The 19,692-nt window shown below is 39.6% G+C and carries 18 protein-coding genes; 9 read left to right on the forward strand and 9 right to left on the reverse strand.

The window, feature by feature from the left end:
- Position 1 precedes the first annotated feature (1 nt).
- Genes EHQ52_RS15930 through EHQ52_RS15940 form a run of 3 tightly spaced genes read left to right on the forward strand, consistent with a single transcriptional unit; the run spans position 2 to position 2,802 of the window.
- Positions 2-1,399: an MBOAT family O-acyltransferase gene (locus EHQ52_RS15930; protein WP_135616173.1), complete on the forward strand. Its 1,398-nt coding sequence runs from the start codon at positions 2-4 to the stop codon at positions 1,397-1,399.
- Positions 1,400-1,402: 3 nt separating this feature from the next.
- Positions 1,403-2,473 (forward strand): DUF1574 family protein, encoded by a 1,071-nt coding sequence (locus tag EHQ52_RS15935; RefSeq protein WP_135616174.1) that lies wholly within the window; start codon positions 1,403-1,405, stop codon positions 2,471-2,473.
- Complete coding sequence (locus EHQ52_RS15940; RefSeq protein ID WP_135616175.1) at positions 2,470-2,802, forward strand: nucleotide pyrophosphohydrolase; 333 nt, start codon at positions 2,470-2,472, stop codon at positions 2,800-2,802. Before EHQ52_RS15935 ends, EHQ52_RS15940 begins: the two co-directional genes overlap by 4 nt.
- A 2-nt stretch (positions 2,803-2,804) precedes the next feature.
- Here EHQ52_RS15940 and EHQ52_RS15945 read toward each other — a convergent pair whose 3' ends face one another.
- On the reverse strand, positions 2,805-3,203 hold the full coding sequence (locus EHQ52_RS15945; protein ID WP_135616176.1) for an ExbD/TolR family protein: 399 nt from the start codon (positions 3,201-3,203) through the stop codon (positions 2,805-2,807).
- 6 nt (positions 3,204-3,209) lie between these two features.
- Complete coding sequence (locus EHQ52_RS15950) at positions 3,210-3,686, reverse strand: MotA/TolQ/ExbB proton channel family protein (protein WP_100707512.1); 477 nt, start codon at positions 3,684-3,686, stop codon at positions 3,210-3,212.
- Between the two features lie 96 nt (positions 3,687-3,782).
- Here EHQ52_RS15950 and EHQ52_RS15955 point away from each other — a divergent pair, with 96 nt between their 5' ends.
- The 3 genes from EHQ52_RS15955 to EHQ52_RS15965 all read left to right on the forward strand — a co-directional run bounded on the left by EHQ52_RS15955 (position 3,783) and on the right by EHQ52_RS15965 (position 7,995).
- A complete protein-coding gene (locus EHQ52_RS15955; RefSeq protein ID WP_135616177.1) occupies positions 3,783-4,529 on the forward strand; it encodes a ubiquinone/menaquinone biosynthesis methyltransferase in 747 nt (248 codons plus the stop codon).
- A gap of 58 nt (positions 4,530-4,587) precedes the next feature.
- Complete coding sequence (locus tag EHQ52_RS15960; RefSeq protein WP_135616178.1) at positions 4,588-6,570, forward strand: LruC domain-containing protein; 1,983 nt, start codon at positions 4,588-4,590, stop codon at positions 6,568-6,570.
- Between the two features lie 84 nt (positions 6,571-6,654).
- The gene (locus EHQ52_RS15965; RefSeq protein ID WP_135616179.1) at positions 6,655-7,995 is read left to right on the forward strand and encodes a PrsW family glutamic-type intramembrane protease; all 1,341 of its coding nucleotides are present in this window, start codon (positions 6,655-6,657) and stop codon (positions 7,993-7,995) included.
- On the opposite strand, the gene EHQ52_RS15970 is transcribed toward EHQ52_RS15965, so the two are convergent.
- The 7 genes from EHQ52_RS15970 to EHQ52_RS16000 all read right to left on the reverse strand — a co-directional run bounded on the left by EHQ52_RS15970 (position 7,992) and on the right by EHQ52_RS16000 (position 14,534).
- A complete protein-coding gene (locus EHQ52_RS15970) occupies positions 7,992-9,959 on the reverse strand; it encodes an O-antigen ligase family protein (RefSeq protein ID WP_135616394.1) in 1,968 nt (655 codons plus the stop codon). The two genes, EHQ52_RS15965 and EHQ52_RS15970, sit on opposite strands and share 4 nt — an antisense overlap.
- 157 nt (positions 9,960-10,116) lie before the next feature.
- The gene (locus EHQ52_RS15975) at positions 10,117-10,569 is read right to left on the reverse strand and encodes a TraR/DksA family transcriptional regulator (RefSeq protein WP_135616180.1); all 453 of its coding nucleotides are present in this window, start codon (positions 10,567-10,569) and stop codon (positions 10,117-10,119) included.
- Positions 10,570-10,581: 12 nt separating this feature from the next.
- Positions 10,582-10,734 carry a 50S ribosomal protein L33 gene (gene rpmG, locus EHQ52_RS15980; RefSeq protein WP_010514486.1) on the reverse strand — a complete coding sequence of 51 codons (153 nt, stop codon included), beginning with the start codon at positions 10,732-10,734 and terminating at the stop codon, positions 10,582-10,584.
- Between the two features lie 124 nt (positions 10,735-10,858).
- Positions 10,859-11,824, reverse strand: a complete 966-nt coding sequence (locus tag EHQ52_RS15985) for a bile acid:sodium symporter family protein (protein WP_135616181.1) — start codon at positions 11,822-11,824, stop codon at positions 10,859-10,861.
- A 4-nt stretch (positions 11,825-11,828) separates the two neighbouring features.
- Entirely contained in the window at positions 11,829-12,974 is a 1,146-nt protein-coding gene (locus EHQ52_RS15990) for an aminotransferase class V-fold PLP-dependent enzyme (RefSeq protein ID WP_135616182.1), read from the reverse strand.
- A gap of 126 nt (positions 12,975-13,100) precedes the next feature.
- The gene (locus EHQ52_RS15995) at positions 13,101-13,838 is read right to left on the reverse strand and encodes a ferritin-like domain-containing protein (RefSeq protein WP_135616183.1); all 738 of its coding nucleotides are present in this window, start codon (positions 13,836-13,838) and stop codon (positions 13,101-13,103) included.
- Positions 13,839-13,904: 66 nt separating this feature from the next.
- Complete coding sequence (locus EHQ52_RS16000; protein WP_135616184.1) at positions 13,905-14,534, reverse strand: lysoplasmalogenase; 630 nt, start codon at positions 14,532-14,534, stop codon at positions 13,905-13,907.
- Between the two features lie 103 nt (positions 14,535-14,637).
- Between EHQ52_RS16000 and EHQ52_RS16005 the strand changes: the two genes are divergently transcribed.
- The 3 genes from EHQ52_RS16005 to scpA are packed head-to-tail and all read left to right on the forward strand — an operon-like array spanning position 14,638 to position 19,690.
- Positions 14,638-15,627, forward strand: coding sequence for a TerC/Alx family metal homeostasis membrane protein (locus EHQ52_RS16005; RefSeq protein WP_135616185.1), 990 nt, complete (start codon positions 14,638-14,640; stop codon positions 15,625-15,627).
- Between the two features lie 11 nt (positions 15,628-15,638).
- On the forward strand, positions 15,639-17,516 hold the full coding sequence (locus EHQ52_RS16010) for a methylmalonyl-CoA mutase family protein (protein ID WP_135616186.1): 1,878 nt from the start codon (positions 15,639-15,641) through the stop codon (positions 17,514-17,516).
- Positions 17,513-19,690, forward strand: a complete 2,178-nt coding sequence (gene scpA / locus EHQ52_RS16015) for a methylmalonyl-CoA mutase (RefSeq protein ID WP_135616187.1) — start codon at positions 17,513-17,515, stop codon at positions 19,688-19,690. The genes EHQ52_RS16010 and scpA overlap by 4 nt, the downstream gene beginning before the upstream one ends.
- Positions 19,691-19,692 lie beyond the last annotated feature (2 nt).

Genomic DNA, 19,692 nt, shown 5'->3' on the forward strand with positions numbered 1-19,692 from the left:
AATGATCTTTACCTCTACTTTATTTCTCATATTCTTCCTGATCGTTTATGTTCTGTATTGGTCTTGGGACAGCCGCAAATACAGAGAATGGATCCTATTAGTTGCGTCCTTAGTATTTTATGCTTCCTGGAATCCTCCTTTCCTTTTGCATTTATTAGGAATTGTATTTTTAAATTATCTTTTTCTAAAACCAATCGCAAAGACAAAGAGTAAAAAATTACTTACGATCATTGTTTTGATCGATTTGATCAATTTAGGAATTTTCAAATATTTTTATTTTGTTTCGGACAATCTTTTCTACGTAACAAACTTATCTCTTTTTAACACTAGCACATTTTCTTTTAGGATTATTCTCCCATTAGCGATCAGCTTTTACACATTCCAAGTAATGGCGTTCGTAATAGATGTGTATCGAGGAAAAGTAGAAGAACTTCCTAACTTCTTCCATTTTACTTTGTTCTTATTATTCTTTCCTCAGCTGGTCGCAGGACCTATCATGAGGGCAAAAGATTTTTTCCCAAGATTAGAACATTTAAGGATCCATAAAACTGCGATCTTCACAGGACTCTTTCTGATCGGGCTCGGAGCTTGTAAGAAGATCCTAATCGCAGATAATTTAGGTGGTTTGATCGATCCTGTTTTCCTAAGACCTAGGGAATATGGAAGCGGCTCCTTACTCTTAGCAACAATCGGATTTACCTGGCAGGTATATTCAGACTTCTCAGGATATACAGACGTAGCTAAAGGTTGCGCCTTATTATTCGGATTTAATATTCCAAGAAATTTTAATGCTCCTTTCTTCAGCAAGAATATCCACGAGCTTTGGAGAAAATGGCATATCACTCTTGGAACCTGGCTCAAAGATTATATTTATATTCCTTTGGGCGGAAGTAGAGGTTCGGAAGCAAGAACAAATATCAACCAAACAATCACATTTGCTTTGGGTGGTTTATGGCATGGAGCCAACTGGACTTTCTTAGCTTGGGGACTTTCTCATGGATTATTCCTCTTTGTAGAGAGAACTTTTGAAAGAAAAGGAATCAGGATCTTACCTGAATCCGGAAAATTTTTTACCGGGGTCCGGATCTTTTGGACCTATTCATTATTTACTCTTGCAGCAGTATTTTTCCGCTCATTTAGCATCCAAGATTGTTTTTATATTTTCGAAAGCTGGTTCTATCATATCCGTCCGGAACAGACAATTACTCTTTCTTTCAATTTAGTAATTCCTTATATTATTGGAGGAATTATTTTCCACGCTGCAGAAGCGCCTAAACATTATCCGCTTTGGTTCCAAAGACATAGGACCAAACTTTTACTTGCCTTCCTTTTGATCGGAGCTCTGATCTTTGGAAATTACGCGGGCAAGGGACAAGACTTTATCTACTTTGCATTTTAGATTATGAAAAGAATTCCTTTGTTACATCGTAAAATCCTATGGATCCCTCTTGGAATTGTCGCTCTGCTGTTTATATGGGACAGGATACTTTCTTCCGAGATGATCAGACCATATACAGAAACAGGCGCCGAATATTATTTTTATAATATGAAAGATAAGGTTCTTTCTATCATGAAGAAGGAAACTGATTCCAAAAAAGAAACCCAGACAGTGCTTACATTTTTTGGAACTTCTCATATGGGAGAATTCTCTTTAGCAGAATTTGAAAAAGAAAGCCCAGGCCTGATCGTATACAATCTTTCCGGACCTTCTGCCCCTTATTCTTTCCATAATTTTACTCTGGAAAAACTTCTTAAAAAAGACATTCCTTTAGACTATGCGATTTTAGAATATTATCCGGATTCGGGAACTGATTTCGCAAATAGATATCCATTACGTTATTCTTATGATTTCCCCTTCTTTCTAAAATACTGGGATATATTTTCCACAAGTGAATGGGATAGCTTTCTTAAGGCGAAAGTATTCCGCACTTCAGTATTTCCTCCTAGATTTAAAGAAGCATATTCCAGATTCAGGAACCCGTTGGAAGTCCTACAACTTATGTATGTAAGGGATATCCTCATCAATGAATCTGATAAGTTCAAAGGTGGGATCCCGAACGGGCTTTTGGCAAATACACCGGAAGATAAACTAGACTCAGAATCAGAAAGGATTTTTAACGAGTCATATAAAAATTTCAAAAATTCTAAAGTACAAGAATATTTTCTCAGGAATTTTTTAAAAACAGCGAGAGAGAATCATATTAAAGTAGTTTTATGGACTCCTTTACTGTATTCTACATTCTCAGAAAAAGTTAGGTCTGCACCATTCTTTCAAGGATGGATAGACCTCCGAAACAAGATCATCCAAGAATATCCGGAAACTTTGGTATTAGATATGGAAGAATATCGTTCCAGAATGAAATGCCAAAAGTTTATAGACCCTCACCATCTCAGCGGCGGATGTTATGCAGAACCTACTAGATATTTAGTAGAATTTTTGCAGGAAAAGGGAAATCTCCCTAAAACAAAATGAACTTCGACGAAGCTCAAAAGACGGTAGATGATTGGATCAAAACCATCGGGGTTAAGTATTTTTCAGAACTTACAAACCTAGCCATCTTAATGGAAGAAGTGGGAGAATTCTCCCGACTAGTCGCTCGAAAATACGGAGATCAATCTTTCAAAAATGGAGAAGATCCGGAAGGTCTATCCAAAGAACTAGGAGATATACTTTTTGTTCTGACTTGTCTAGCAAATCAAATGGGAATTTCAATGGAAGAGGCTTTTAAAGCGACATTAGAAAAGAATACAACCCGAGATAAGGATCGTCACAAGAACAATCCTAAGTTAAAAGATCTTTAATATTACTTTTGACCTTGGACAGCAAGTTCCAAGGAAGAAGCTCCCGATCTACTTAACAAATCTAATACTTTTACGATCTCTTCGTAGTTCGCAGTCTTGTCTGCGAAAAATCTGACTTCTTTTTCTTTTACAAGTCCTTGTTTAAGTTTTTCCTCTAAAACTGCTCTTTGGACTTTTTCATCTCCAATTCTATAAGAGCCATCTGGCAAAAGTGCAAATTCTACTCTTTCACCTTTTGGATCTTCTCCCTGCCCTACTTTAGGAAGTTCTAATGGAATAGATCTGATCTCTTTTCGAAAGCTAACTGCAAGCATTACGAAGACTAGAAGTATAAATACTACGTCTATAAAACTGGTCAGGTCTATTCCTGGATCTTCTTCTTTTAAGATCGACTTTCTCATTTGATTTTATCTAGGAGGGATTTTCAACCAAGAGAGAGCTTCTCTTTCTAAATCCAGTAATCTATGTTTTAAAAATTGGAAACCGAATAAGGAAGGGATCGCCACAAATAATCCTAGGATTGTTGTTACAAGTGCAAGTTTGATCCCACCTGCAAATGCATCCAAACTCACTGTTCCTGCAGCTTGCAAGGAGGAGAATGCTTCAGAGATCCCTAGTACAGTTCCTAAAAGCCCAAGCATTGTAGAAATTCCTGCCAGATGTTTCATCCAGGAAAGTTTGGTTTCAATGGGAAATAATACTTCTGAAAGTTTTTCTTCCCAGATGGAAGGATTGTTTTCGGTTAAGAAGTTTTGTTTTAAGGATTCTTTTCTTTTGGGAAGAATACTCCAAACATGTATAAAGGTTCCAAGATTCCAAACGGAAAGAAGAATGATCAGGCTGGAAACCCAATCCAATCCTTGTAGAAAGCCTAGGTCTTTCATCGTTTCTCCAAAATACGGAAACTTCTACTTTCTGTCATCCGAACAAAAATCCAAATCCCTCTTGCACCGGAGAGATTTGTCAAAATCCTAAGGGAAATGGCCTCTTTTCAAATGCCTTCTTCAGATACGAAGGCGGATTTCGTTCGAGTAAATTTCAATAGGATCGCATCCAAATACGATCGTTTCAACGATTGTAGTACCTTCTTCTTACATAGGTCTTGGAAGAATAGATTGGTACAAGAGATCGAAGCTGAAACAAAAGGGCCAATCCAAGTTTTAGATCTATGTTGCGGAACAGGAGATATCTCCATTCGTCTAGAAAAATCTCAAAGAGTAGGATCTTTACTTAGCCTAGATTTCTCCGAAAATATGTTAGAAGTTGCAAAAACAAGACTCGAAACATCGATCGACCAAGGCAGAGTAAAAGTAGAATGGGGAGATGCTACAAATCTTTCTCAGATCAAAAATGAAAGTCTGGATGCAGTCAGCATTGGTTTTGGTTTAAGAAATGTGAATAACCTAGATAAGGCATTATCGGAAATTTATAGAGTTCTGAAACCCGGCGGAGTATTCGCTAACCTGGACGTGGGAAAGGTTAAAAATCCTTTTATAAAAGCATTCGCTGATTTTTATTTTTTCAGGATCGTTCCTTTTTTCGGTTATGTACTCTGGGGTGGTAAAAACGAAATGTTTGATTATCTGCCAGTCTCTTCTCTTTATTATCCAGACCAAGAAGGTTTAAAATCCAAATTGGAACAAGCAGGTTTGGAGAAGGTCAGATATACTAATTTTGTATTCGGGAATAGCGTTCTTCATATAGGAAAAAAACCTAATAGACCGTAGTACCAATCCTTTTCACCCCGTCTCCTAAGGTAAAGAGATTAGAGTGGGGTTACCCTTCATGAAAAAGTTCCTAGCCTTGGCGATAATTGCCGGGTTCGTTTATAACTGTGGTCACAAGAAAAATGGTCTATTACTACCGTTTTTTTTCTTAGGTAGCCAACACACTGCAACTGGAGGAGTTCCAGGAAATAGCGGTAGCCCTGGAGTAGTATTTGTTCCAGGAGATGGTTCCGGAAATCCAGTAACCCCTCCTGCGGATAATACAAATAATAGCGGTGGTTCCACTACTACCCCATCAGATTCCAATTCTAATTCAGGAAGTGGAAGTTCAGATAGCGGATCAGGATCCTCTGGATCATCCGGCTCCACGAGCGGCTCAAACAATTCTTCTGATCAAACTTCCTCCAATTCAAATACATCAGATTCTTCTAATACATCCGGATCATCTTCTTCCGGAAATTCTGGAAGTTCTAATGACTCCAGTTCTGGAAATTCTGGATCTAGTTCTTCTGATTCTGCAAGTAATACTGGTAATTCTTCTAGTGGAAATAGCAGTTCTGGATCTTCCGATTCAGGTTCAAACTCTTCTTCAAACTCCGGATCTTCGAGTTCTTCCTCTGGAGATTCTACTGCATCCAACGGGTCCTCTAATAGTGGGAACTCAGGATCTTCTTCAGATAATACAAACAATAGTTCTAATTCCAATTCAGGAAATGGTTCCAATAGTGGATCAGGATCCGGCGATTCTTCTGGAACTCCTACAGTGGCTGTAGTAGTGGTAGAAGATCCGAAAGGAGATCCTATCTTTAACTATAACACAACAATCAATATCCCTTTAAATCTTACTGTATTAGATAATAAGGCTAATGTAGTTTCCGGAGCTACTGTTCTTGTATATGATGAGAATAATAATATACTATTCCAAGGTGTTTCTGATTCTTCTGGAAAAGTAACTGGAACATTAACTGTTCCAACTTCTGTAGGAAATATCACTGTAGACATTTCTATCGGTGGGGAATCTATTTCTCAATATATCAGCTTACAATCAGTTCTTGGAATTAACAGAACGATCAGATATGAAGTAAATCTTCCTACAGTTCAAGTTGCAGACACTGATGGGGATGGAGTACCTGATAATACTGATATTTATCCAAACGACGCAACTCGTTCTACAGAAATTGCTTATCCTGCAGAAGGAGTATTCACTGTTGCTTATGAGGATCTCTATCCTTCTCCAGGTGATGCAGACTTTAATGATTATGTGATCCAATTCAGAAATGCAGAAGATCTAAATTCTTCCGGAAAGATCGTAAGACTGAGAGGAAAATACCAACACGTAGCAAAAGGTGCAGGTTATAGACATCAGCTTTATATTAAATTGCCTGTGGATGTTGGCGCTTCTATCACTTATACGCTGACACAAGCAGACGGAAAAGTAGAAGTTGCAACAAACACTGTAAGTGTAACTGCTGCAAACTTAAAATCAGGCTACCAAATCTTTGATGATTCTAATAAGACGATCAGAGGACAGAACGCTCACCCCGGTGATGTATTTAAACCTGGATTTATCGCAACTGTAGAGATCGTATTTAATGCTCCTGTAGAAAGAGCTAAATTAGGATCTTTCCCTTACGATCTATATGCGTATGTGATCAATACAAAACAAGAGATCCATTTCCCTGGATTGTATAAGAACCTACTTGGAACTGACAAATATCTGGACGTCACTGGATTTCCTTGGGCGATCTTAGTTCCAGGCTCTTGGAAATATCCGTATGAAAGATATGATATTAGAAATCCTGCTGAAACAGGATATTCTGAGTTCAACCTTTGGGTGGCTTCCGGTGGAAAAGAATACAAAACTTGGTATAATAACGTGACTAACGAATCCAAAGCATTCCCTGTTCCAAGTAATAGTGGTCTACTCGGTTATCTGTTTCTCTCTGTGAAAAAATTCGCGATCTTCTATGCGTTAGGACTTGTCCTCGCTGGTGGAATTGCAGTTTATTTCCTTAGAAAAAAACAAAGTTTAGTCGTGTAGAAATCAAAAACCCCGCTTAACAAATATTGCGGATTGAAAGGCGTCGCTTAAAATTGTCGAGCGGCGCCTTTTTTATTAAAGCGAATGGAAAACTGGATCTTCTTAAGCAAACCAATCTCTGCAATTCTCGCTGCATGGTTTTATTGGGATTTTTACCGTAGGACCTACTACTCCGGACAAGGAAGTACATTCACAACATTTGCATTCTTTTATGGGATGATCGCAACTGGGATCGCTCTTGCTTGGGAAGTAGGAGTATTCGACTTATTCGAAAATTATTCCATATTCTCAAAGGCAATGCTTATTGGAGCCATTCCGGAAGAAACTTCTAAAGCAATCCTGATCTTTATATTCTTAAGACAAATAAAAAATTCAACCAACCTTGCAGACGGATTGTATTTTGGCCTTACCCTAGGAGCCGCCTTCGGTTGTATAGAGAATGTATTTTATTCCTTTAAACTAGATTTTTGGCAAGGTCTACTCAGATCAGGAACTTCTTTGCCATTACATACTTTTTCTGGAGGTATATTAGGATTTTTTATTTTAAAATTCCTGCAATCTAGAAGAGGAAACATTTCCGGATTAGATTTGATCTCTGCGTTCTCCTTTTTAATAATCCTTCATGGATTTTATAATTTTCTACTGATACAAGGAGGACTCGGAACAGTTTATATCCCATTGATACTAGGGCTTTCTTTTTTAACCTTAGAGTTACTAGTTGTCCAAGCAGAGGTAACGCTCCCATTCGAGTTGCTCCAGGCAGAAGGTCTGTATGTGGATGATTATTCTATGATACGAAAATTTTCCAGATACGATTCATGGTTAAGAGCGGCCCAATCCAAAGAAAATATAAAAGAAATTCCTTTATTAAGAGATCTTTCTACAATTCGATCGTTTATTTCAGTTTTACTTTTTGGAGTTCCTATCTTCTGTCTAAATTTTTATCTATTCGTTCCGGAATGGATCCCTTACTATTTAGCAAATATTAGCTCTTTAGAATTTATCACACTCTTTATGGAATATCCCGCTTGGCTTGGATTTTTGTTCTTACTTAGAGGTATGATCAATCCTTCTTTTTTTAGGGAAAGAATTTTGAAAATCCCACTCTTCCTTTCAGTCAACTTAGGCCCGAAAGGAGATGAAGAACCAAGCCTCGCCTATTCACTTTCCAGAAAAGGTTTTTATTCTCCAGTGATAAGAGAACCAGAACTAAATAAAGTAACAACAGTATCGTTTTATATAGCTGGAAGAAATTTTGAGAAGATACCAGTCGTTCCAGTCTGGAAAAATTTCAGACCGGAAGATCCAGACCACGAAAGTGGCGCGCTATACAGATTTCCAAAAATTCCTTGGGGACTTTTAGCCTGGAGATGGTTTATCAGAATAAAACAACAGTATCGAAATACGTTAGATGCGTTTTCTTAACGGATACGATTGAGTCCATCAAAATCATCTGTTCCAATATAAAACTCAGACGGCCCTGCTTGGTACCAAGAAATCCTCATCACCTTTGCGGTTAATGTTTTGGCACCTGCGGGAACTCCTAAACCTACTTGGTTCACAGTAGTATTCAAAGGAGTGCTTCTAGATTGTAATTCTACACCATTCTGATCAGAGAAGATCCAACGGATATAGACAGGCTTGCCCGCTTTAGGAGCTTCATCCAAAGCAATACGTAAGTTAATATTTCCCTTATCACCCAGCATCCAAGAAGTTCCGGAATGGAATTGATGATATCTTCCCCCGGCCTTCTCTTGGAATTTTGCCTTTGCAGAAAGTTGGTACGTTTTTCTTTCTTCGTATCTGAATTCAGGTCCTTGTAATTGAGAGGATTGTCGGATGAACGCTTTCGCAGTCAGTCCCAAACCGAATAACAAACAAACTAAATTGAATGCAGGAACCATCCACCATTTAGGCAGGGTTCGGGTAGAAGGTCCCGAAGCGCTTAAAAGCCATATTAAAAGAAAACCTAATATTCCAGCACCGCTTGTCCAAGGCTCATAGAATGTAACTGGAAAGAATAGAAGAGGCAGAAACCAATAAGAAGTTCTGGTAAATGATTCTAAGCCCACCCAAACAAAGAACAGAAGAAAGAATAAGATCCCACCTTCTGAAAGAAGAAACACGAAAGAAGTTAATGCAAAGTCTTGGGTCCCATTTGGAGGATAGGCTCCTCTAGGCCCTGATTCGATCCAATGGAGTGCAAATCCCCCGAATCCTTGTCCAAATACTGGGGCTTCTTTGAACCAGTTCCATGCGGATAATGTTTGGACCCAACCATCCTTCCAGAAAATTTCCAACATTTTGGAGAATGTTTTTCCCTTAGTCCATGCATTAGACGCGTCTTCCCTGATCAATTGCCAAGGAGTAAACGCCCAATCCATTCCACCGATGAAATAAACTCCGGCTAATACGGCGATAGTTCCAAGAACTACAAATGGAATAAAAGAATATTTCCAGATCGGATTTCTGAATCCTCTTTGGTAACTAAGCCCAATCACTAAAGCAGTTTGGAAAATAATTAAGAGCCAATAGCCGGCGCTTTGGTATTTTCCCGCAAGTCCGAGTGCAATAAACACCGCGAGGCTTAATAGAACTCTAGACGAGATCCTCCAGTTTCTGCTATGGATCTGGTAAAAGAAAAATCCAAATAGGATTGGCATCCCTATCCCAAAAGAAGAAGCATCCGGAAAAAATGCAGAGACTCCGAATGTTTCTGCATTTCCTGCAGTAAAAGGAAAATCAGTAGAAGGAGCAAGTCCCTGGATAGCACCTAAAATTAAATTCCCAGTAAAACCTGCTGTGATCCCTGTTCTCCAATGTTTCCCAGGAGGATCAGTATCATGAGAACTTGTTTCTTCTGCGAAGAAGTATAAGAATGCAGATAACCAAGAACCTATACTATCTAAGCTCAATGCAAATGCATACTTAGAAGAGATCCCGGAAGAATATTCAGTATCCTGCAAGATCCAAGATGTCAAAGGATCTGTTCCAAAATAAGCAAGTAGTCTATCTAAAAGCAAAAATACTGCTAAGATCAAAAATGCAGTTCTAGGATTTTTAGTGAACTCAAGAGAGTTTTTATAAGGACGGTTTATATAAAAATATCTTAATACTGGATCATCATCATTTGCTGGATGTCCGTAAAAAGTCGAAACATATTGTCGGATGAATATCCCGAAAATCGCCCCAGCAAATAAAGCTGATAAGTATAAATACCCGCCTTCTCCATAGAGCAATAGTCCAGGAGAAAGTAACGCGAATGCTGCAGTGAACATTCTACCAGACTTTCTATGATGAAGGTTGGGAAGTAATCCAGCCAGGAACTGGATCCATACAATTCCAAGATTTCCATCCGGATCTCTTACGACAAGTGTCCAACGTAGCAATAGGTAGGACAAGATCACTGTTAAGATCAGTGTAAGAAAGGTAGGAGTTTTAAGAGGCCTCAATCGGGCGAAAAGATTTGGCACGAATTGGAAATGCTCGCCGAAAACGAGTAGATTTCAATCTAAAAAAATAGGCTAAATGTGTCGGCGCGGGGAATTAATCGTCCAGAGAATCTGGATCAGACGGAATTTTATAGGTCCCAGTCAATGTAGCCGAAAGTGGACCTTTTTTGCCGGAAGCCTTATGTTTGGAAACAGCCTCAGCGTATTCTACAGTATAACGGGTCCAAGGAATTGCTTTTAGTCTGGCTAAAGGAATTTTTTTACCAGTCCCTTCGCAAATACCATAGGAACCATCCTCGATTTTCTCGAGAGCCACGTCGATTTCTCGAATGGTCTCGATCTCTGACTCGGTTAAAACGGAACTCAACATCTCTTCGTTGATTTCCGATGCGATATCTGCGATATCTCCCATTTCTTTCAGGCCGGAAGGTTTGCTATTATCTTCCCACTTCGCATACTTCTCCAATAGAGTGTTTTTTCTCTCTAAAAGAAGGTCCGATATTTCGCTCAGGACCTTTTTATCGTATGCAGCTTTTTTAGTAACCATCTGGATTAGGGATTATACCTTAGATTCCTTATGTTCGACGTGGGCACGGCAAAATTTACAGAATTTTTTCGTTACTAACTTCTCGGATTTCGCCTTTTTGTTCTTGGTTTGGAAGTAAGAATTTTTCTTACAAACTTGGCAAGAAAGCTTAATGATCTCTCTCATGACGGATGATACTCTTAGCTAAGATTGGCCCGGACAGGGACTCACCGAGTTAGACCAAAATAATGGCCGCTCAGTTTACACTATTCGGACTGATTATGCTATAAAAAAAAAGAACAGCCAAAAATCAAGGAAGATCGGCCGAAATTAGCGATTTTTCCCCTTCTTCCTGAGGAATGGACCTTCTCCAGATCCCCGCCAGAACACTTCCTATCAAAGAATGCACAAAACTGGAAATTGCAGCCGGGATAGCCACCAAAGGGTCGGCAAAATTATTCCTGGAAAGAACAGCTCCCAATCCACTATTTTGCATCCCTACTTCGATAGAAACTGTACGAGCTACTACAAAAGATTTGGTCCCAAAGTATGCCGCCCAGTATCCGAAAAAATATCCGGAGATATGGAGCAGAAATACGGAAGAAATTAAACGGAGTCCAGAACTGATCACCGCTTCTTTTCCGGAGCCTATGATAGAAGCAACGATAAGTGTGATGAGTATAACCGCGATTAAAGGAGAAACGACTTTCACCTTTTCCGCAAATTTAGGAGTATAACGATTTAATAAAATTCCAAGGATCACAGGAAGGATCACTACTTGGACTGTATCAAAAAAGAGACCAGAAGCATTTGCACCAACACTATTCCCCACTAAAAATAAAGTGAGAAGTGGAGTCATGATTACAGATAAAACTGTAGAGATCGCAGTCATTGTAACTGACAGAGCCAGGTCACCTCTTGCTAAAAAGGAAACCACATTGGAAGCAACTCCGCCTGGACAGCAAGAAACTACTATGATCCCAACAGCCAATGGACCAGGAAGTTGGAAGAAGTTTCCCAAAAACCAACCAGTCAAAGGCATGATCGTATATTGACCGATCACACCAATTAGGATTGGTTTAGGAGCTTTGAATACTCTTGTAAAATCTTCGGTCCTTAGGCTGATCCCCATTCCAAGCATGGTCAGTCCTAAGCTGTAAGTGATCCAAGGTCCTTTAAATCCGTGGAGAACGGATGGAAAAAACCAACTGAGTGTCACACCACAGATGACCCAGAGTGGAAATAAGAGCGCTGCCTTTTCGAAAAGAGAAGCCAAGTTCTTATCTCGAAACTAAATCCACTACTCTGTCCAATTGTTCTTTGGCCAGATAAATATGAGGAGAGAAACGAACCCTTCCCAAACGAAGTGCGCACATGACTCCGTTCTTTTTGAGATCGGAGACTACGTTTTCCATGGAGAGTCCATCTTTTTCTGCGACCACGATCCCCGTTTTAAAATCAGGAAAATGATCAGATGCAAGTTTCCAACCCGCATCTCTCAGTTTATCGGAAAGATAATCCGCAAGTTCATAGATCCTTTCCATTGAATTATGGAAACCAACTTTATGAAGCATTTCTAATGTGGATTGGAAATAGACCCAATCTATAAAATTCACTGTGGAAATTTCGTAACGATCTGTGCCTTTTAGCTCTTCTCTATAAGGTAAATAAACCTCGTCGTTTACTACGGAGCCAGTGCCCTTGAACGGGAAATGAAGTCCTTCTAATTTCTCTTTAGCGATATATAAAACTCCGAGTCCTAAAGGTCCGAGTAACCATTTCCAAGCAGGGAAAGCCATATAAGAAATTCCCATTTCTCTAGGTTTTACAGGGAGAAGTCCCACTCCTTGGGCACCATCCAGAACAAACTCAATCCCTTTTTCGGCTAGAAAACTTCCGATCTCCTCTAATGGGAAAGGCATTCCTGTACACCAATGTACAGCGGAAAGACTCACTACTTTTACATCAGGTGTGATGGAAGATTTTAGATTTTCTAAAAATCCCTCAGGAGTTTCTGCCATTGGCACAAAAGAAATGGAGACTCCTTTTTCTTTCCAATGTTCCCAAGGATAAATATTAGAAGGATATTCGTTTTCTAAAAGAAGGATACGGTCTCCTGCTTTGAGCCTAAGACCCAAGGAAATAAATCCGATCCCCTCGTTTGTATGATGGATTAAAGAAAGTTCTTCAGCTTGTACGCCTAATAATTCTGCGAGAATGGTGCGGATCGCTTTTTTAACAGTCGGGTATTTACGCACTTCCGTGCTACCACCTCTTGCAGCATAACCTTGCAGATATTCATTGACTGCATGTATTGTGTCCGTGTTTGCAGGAGTGGTCCCACAATTGTTTAACCAGATCATTTCCCGGTTTACCGGGTACAAATGTTGTAGTTTGGTCCAGTCCGGACTAGGATTCGTTTTCATCTCGAGGCCAGATTGGATCTATCCTTAGGAGGGAAAACTTCTTTTTTAAGACCTTCTTCCAAAAGGTTTAAACTCTTAAACCAAGAGGCAAAACCGGGAATCGAATGTTTCCCGGTTCTAAAGTTCTTACTTTTTCTTTTTGGCAGCCTTTTTCTTAGGAGAAGCTTTTTTGGCGGCAGGTTTTTTCTTAGCCGCAACCTTTGCTTTTTTAGGTGCAGCCTTCTTCACTACTTTTTTAGCCGCAGCTTTTTTGACAGGCTTAGAAGGTTTTAGACCTTTTGCAGACTTATTATTAGGTTTGGAATTTCCTATTGCCTTTGCTACTTCTTCCGCTTGTTCGTCCCAGAAGTATGCTCCTCCTGCGGAACGAGTCTGGTCGAAAGTATTCAACTCAGCCTCTAACAAAGATTGGTAATTATGGCTATAATCCATAAGTTTAGAAAACAATAGTTTAATATTCGAATCTTCGAATTTAGTAGTGAGCTTCTCGTAGAATGCTACAGAATTCTCTGCTTCTCTGATTGCGAGTTCCAATGCCTCATGAGCATCCTTGGATCCGGAACCAGTGATTGTACGTTCCACCTTATTCATGATCTTTTGGATGGTGGTTTGGTGGAATTTATGGATTGCGGCCAATTGTTTTAAGTTAGGAAGTTCAGCACCTTCTGCCACTCTATAGATCTCTTGGATGAATTTGATATGTTCGTCCACTTCCTCTGCGAGTTTTTCGAATAATTCCCTAGTTCTTCCCGGAGGGAGTTTTTCGTACGTATCCATATAAAATTCGAAGTAGTCCTTCTCATGCTGGATCACAGCTGCAACAGCTTCCAAAAATGTAGTTTCTTTTAAAGGTTTAATACTCATTCTGCTTACTCCGGTCGCGACAATTCTAGGGGATTTTCAAGTCGGTTCAATAATATTTTTTCTATTTTATTCCTCTTCCTCTTGAGAAAGATAGATTAAAAATTGAGCTAAATAGTAAGTGGACATCACCCAAACTCCGTGGAACGGAAGTTTGTTCGGAGTGAATTGTCCAAGTGCGATGATCGAATCAGAAATTATAAAACTGATCGCTCCTAAAATTCCGAGCCATCTGTCTCTGGAAGAAACTTCTCTCGCTGCGGATCTCCAACCCATCACACATATCGCGGAAACGTAAACCGCGACTGGAATAGTTAGCGCAGGAGCAATCCCAGGAAGAAGCCAATAAAAATAAGAAGCACCGAAAATTACATAAGGGATTAATCTTAAAAAATTTACTGGATTTCCCCAAGAAAAGCTTACGGAATACGCTACCTGTGCGATTAAGAAACTGCCCAAACCGAAAACAAAATATTTATCTGGGAAGGCCAGGATAGTATCTCCTCCGAGTGAAAATACCAAACCGATCCCGAGCCAAATTCCTGCGCGGGTTTTCCATCTACCTTCTCCCACACTTAACGCGATTAAATATAGAATTGGAATAATTTTGGAAATCAAACGAACTAAAAATATGTCCGAACCTAAAAATAGAACTCCCAAATGAATAAGGGCTAAAATCGGGAATATAATATAAATCATTAAGAGCTCCTAATCTCTAAACACCCGGTGATTTGGGATTGTCTTCCAGATCAAACCGAGGAACCTGTCTCCTATAGGCCCAAATAGGGCCTCGGAAGCTGCGATGATCTCGTTTAGCCAAAAAGATTCTACACTTTTTCTTATTTTTTCCGTTGTAGTAGGCCTTTTGATTTATTTGGACCTATTCGTAATGAATAAAAGAGCCCATAAACTCTCTCTCAGAGAGTCGGGATACTGGACTTTGTTCTGGGTAACTCTTGCAGTTAGTTTTTCTCTTTTAGTTTATATATTCCACGAAGACCCGACGAACCCAGGACTTGCTAAACAAAAGACCCTGGAATTTTTAGCAGGATACCTTCTGGAATATTCACTTTCTGTGGATAATCTTTTCGTATTCATCATGATCTTTGCGAAGTTCAGGATACAGTCCCAGTACCAACCCATGATCTTAAAATGGGGAATCATAGGTGCATTGATATTCAGAGCAGTGATGATCTTTTCAGGTGCGGAACTGGTTTCCAGATTTGAATGGATCTTATATCTCTTCGGATTTTTACTACTCTACTCCGCGTGGAAGATGTTCTTCCACGATGAAGAAGAAGATTTCGATCCAGAAGAAATGAAACTTCTGAAGTACGCACGTAAAGTTCTTCCAATGTCCAAAACATTCCATCCGGAAAAGTTTTTGGTAAAAGAACATGGAAAAACTCTTTTTACTTCTACATTCTTGATCTTGATCGTTGTGGAATTCAGCGATATTCTTTTCGCGATCGATTCTATTCCTGCGATCTTCTCCATCACACAAGATAGTTTTATCATCTATACTTCTAACGTATTCGCGATCCTAGGACTTAGATCTTTATTCTTCCTACTCGGCGGAGTAATGGAATTGTTTGTTCATTTGAAAAAGGGAGTCGCTCTTCTACTCGCATTTGTGGGAGTAAAACTTCTTCTTCCTGCATTTTCCGGATATGTTTTCGGAAAAGTGATCCATGTTTCTATTGAGATCTCTTTGGTAGTGATTATAGGAACTCTAACACTTTCAGTACTCGCTTCTATTCCTCATTATCTTAAAACGAAAAAAGGAGCCTGACGGCAAATCGAATGGCATCAGAAAAACTTTTCTCCGAATTTCCACCGGTTTCTACCGAAGAATGGACAAACCTGATCCAGAAGGATCTTAAAGGTGCGGACTTCGAAAAAAAACTGGTTTGGGAAACCCAAGAAGGATTTAAGATCCAGCCGTTTTATAGAAAAGAAAATCTAAAAGGAAAGGAATGGCTCCTTTCCAATCTTCCAGGAAAATTTCCTTATCTTAGATCTACCCGCAAACTTACAAATGATTGGAGTATCAGACAAGACATCGATACTCCTGATCTAAAAACAGCAAAAGAATTAGCGGTAGAAGCAATTGGCAATGGAGTTTCTGCTCTGGGACTAGTTCTTGCAGATGTCGGTTCTGGAAGAAAAGGAATACAGATCAAAAATGAAAAGGATCTGGCTTTCTTATTGGAAGACCTACCTTTGAACGAAATCACTCTTCATTTTGTTGCAGAAGAAAAATCTCCGGAAACTTTTTCCTGGCTTCCTAAGAACAAAACTCTTGTGGGGGGACTCGGTTATGATCCTTACAGAATTCTCGCAAGACAAGGTCATTCAGGCGGACATGGCCCTGAAACTTTAAAACCGATCTTAACTGAACTTGCAGGCAAATGGAAAAATTTCCGCGCACTTACAGTCCATTCTTCTACATTTAGAGACAGCGGTTCTACAATTGTCCAAGAACTTGCATACACTCTCGCACTCGGTTCAGAATACTTATTTCGTTTGGGGGAATTAGGTGTTTCTCCTGAGGTAGTGAACTCTCAGACAATTTTCCAATTTACGATTGGCCCGGATTATTTCTTAGAGATCGCAAAGTTTAGAGCGGCTAGAACTCTTTGGGCGGAAATTTTTTCTTCTTATTCTTCTGATAAGGGAGAAGCTTCTCTTCCGTTTATAGAGGCAGAAACCGCAAGATATAATTACGGGATCTATGATCTTCATAATAATATTTTGAGAGGAACCACTGAGGCAATCTCTGCTGCAATCGGCGGCGCAGAAGTTATCAATGTTCTTCCATTTGATCATTTATTACAACCTGCAGATTCTTTCTCTTTAAGGATCGCAAGGAACGTACAATTACTTCTAAAACATGAATCTTATTTGGATAAGGTTGCAGATCCTTCTTCCGGTTCTTATTATATAGAAACAATTACTGATCAGATCACTGAACAGGCTTGGAAATTGTTTACTGAAGTGGAGAAGGACGGCGGATTCTTAGAATGCCTGAAATCCGGTAAAGTCCAATCTTCTATTTTAGAATCTAGAAAGAAAAAGGAAGAAAATTACTCTACACGTAAAGACATCTTCCTTGGAACAAACCAGTATCCAAATTCTAAAGATAAGATCCAAAACAAAGATCTAAATAAACATGTGAAGTCTTCAAATCTTACTGCAAGCGCAAGCGAACTCAAGGTAACTGCTCTTCCTGAGTTTTTTGCAGGAGATGCAATCGAAGAGATTCGTATGAAAACGGAAAACTACGAAACCAAAAATAAAACTTCCGTAAAAGTTCTTCTTCTTCCTTTGGGCGACTTAAAAATGAAGAAGGCAAGAGCGATCTTCTCTCTGAACTTTTTAGGATGTGCAGGATTTAATGTAATCGATCCAGGAAGTTACGAAACTTCCGACGAAGCGATTGTTGGCATCCAAAAAGAAAATCCTCAGATGATTGTCTTCTGTAGTTCCGACGAAGAAGTAACATCTTACGTGAAGGATATTCTTCCTAAATTAAAAACTAAACCTCTTGTTTATGTGGCCGGTTATCCAAAAGAAATTCTTCCCGAACTGGAATCCGCAGGTGTAAACGGATTCATTCATGTTCGATCCAATCTATTAGAAACACTTTCCGATCTTCAAAAAAGGATGGGAGTCCAATGAAAAGACCTACATTCTCCCCTAACAGAACTCCAGTAACCGGAGATACTAAATTCGAATCCTGGTCTAAAGAGGCCTTGGATGAATTAGGACTTTCTAAATTAGAAGAAACGATTTGGAATACTCCTGAAAAAGTTCCAGTTAAACCTGTATATGTTCCTAAAGATGTGGAGTCCTTGGAACATTTGGATTACGCAGCGGGAATTCCTCCTTTTTTAAGAGGACCCTACTCCACTATGTATGTCCAACAACCTTGGACCATTCGTCAGTACGCAGGTTTTTCTACGGCAGAAGAGTCCAACGCATTCTATCGTAGAAACCTAGCAGCAGGACAAAAAGGTCTTTCTGTTGCATTTGACCTCGCAACTCACAGAGGATACGACTCAGATCACGAAAGAGTTTTAGGAGACGTAGGAAAAGCAGGAGTTGCAATCGATTCAGTCCTGGATATGAAGATACTCTTCGACCAGATTCCCTTAGATCAGATGTCAGTTTCCATGACAATGAATGGAGCTGTAATTCCTACATTAGCTTTTTATATTGTAGCTGCAGAAGAGCAAGGTGTAAAACCGGAACAACTTTCAGGCACCATCCAAAATGATATCTTAAAAGAGTTCATGGTGAGAAACACATACATTTATCCACCTGAACCTTCTATGAAAATTATCGCTGATATTTTCAAATATACCACTGACTTCATGCCTAAGTTCAATTCAATCTCCATCTCCGGCTATCATATGCAGGAAGCTGGAGCTACTGCGGATATAGAACTTGCTTATACTTTGGCGGATGGATTGGAATACCTACGCACTGGTATCAAGGCTGGAATGGACGTGGATAGCTTTGCACCACGTCTTTCTTTCTTCTGGGCAATTGGTATGAACCATTTTATGGAAATTGCTAAGATGAGAGCAGGAAGACTTCTCTGGGCAAAACTTGTAAAAACGTTTAACCCTAAGAGCAACAAATCTTTAGCTCTTAGAACTCATTGCCAAACTTCTGGTTGGAGTTTAACGGAACAGGATCCTTTTAATAACGTAGGAAGAACTTGTATAGAAGCTCTTGCTGCGGCGCTTGGTCATACCCAATCTTTGCATACAAATGCACTCGACGAAGCGATTGCTCTACCTACGGACTTCTCCGCAAGGATCGCAAGAAACACTCAGATCTATTTACAAGAAGAAACTAATATCCACAGAGTTGTGGATCCTTGGGGTGGGTCCTTCTATATTGAATCTTTAACTTCTCAACTTGCTGAAAGAGCTTGGGAACTTATCCAAGAAGTGGAAAAACTGGGCGGTATTGCAAAAGCAATCGAGACCGGAATTCCTAAAATGAGGATAGAAGAGGCGGCTGCACGTAAACAAGCAAGGATCGACTCCGGCAGAGATGTAATCGTAGGTATCAATCGTTATCGCCCTTCTAAAGAAAATCCTTTGGATATTTTGGATATCGATAATACTGCGGTGAGAGAATCTCAGATCCGTAAATTAAACGAACTTAAGAAAAGCCGAGACAATGCTGCAGTTACTGCGGCTCTAGAAGCAATCACAGAATGTGCTAAAACAGGAAATGGAAACCTGCTTGCACTTGCTGTAGATGCGGCTAGAAAAAGAGCAACTCTTGGCGAGATCTCTTTCGCTATGGAGAAAATATTCGGCAGATATAAATCCGTCACTCATATGATCAAAGGAGTGTACTCGGAGGAAATCATGGATGACCCGGATTTCAAAAGGGCAAAAGAACTCTCCGCAAAATTCGCAAAGTTAGAAGGAAGACAGCCTAGGATCATGGTCGCTAAGATGGGACAGGACGGACATGATAGAGGTGCAAAAGTAATTTCCACAAGCTTTGCAGATATGGGATTCGACGTTGATATAGGACCTCTATTCCAAACTCCTGGAGAAGCAGCAAAACAAGCTATCGAAAACGACGTGCATGTTCTCGGAGTTTCAAGTCTTGCTGCAGGTCATAAAACTTTAGTTCCTCAGGTGATCCAAGAACTCAAAAAACTAGGAAGAGAAGATATCCTAGTAATTGCAGGTGGAGTAATTCCTCAGCAAGATTATGATTTCTTGTATAAGTCTGGAGTGAACGGGATTTTCGGACCTGGAACAAAGATCTCCAAAGCAGGTGCAGAAATCCTAGAACTTCTGATCAAGAGTGTAGAAGGTTAATC

Source organism: Leptospira koniambonensis (assembly GCF_004769555.1).
Classification (GTDB): Bacteria; Spirochaetota; Leptospiria; order Leptospirales; family Leptospiraceae; genus Leptospira_B; species Leptospira_B koniambonensis.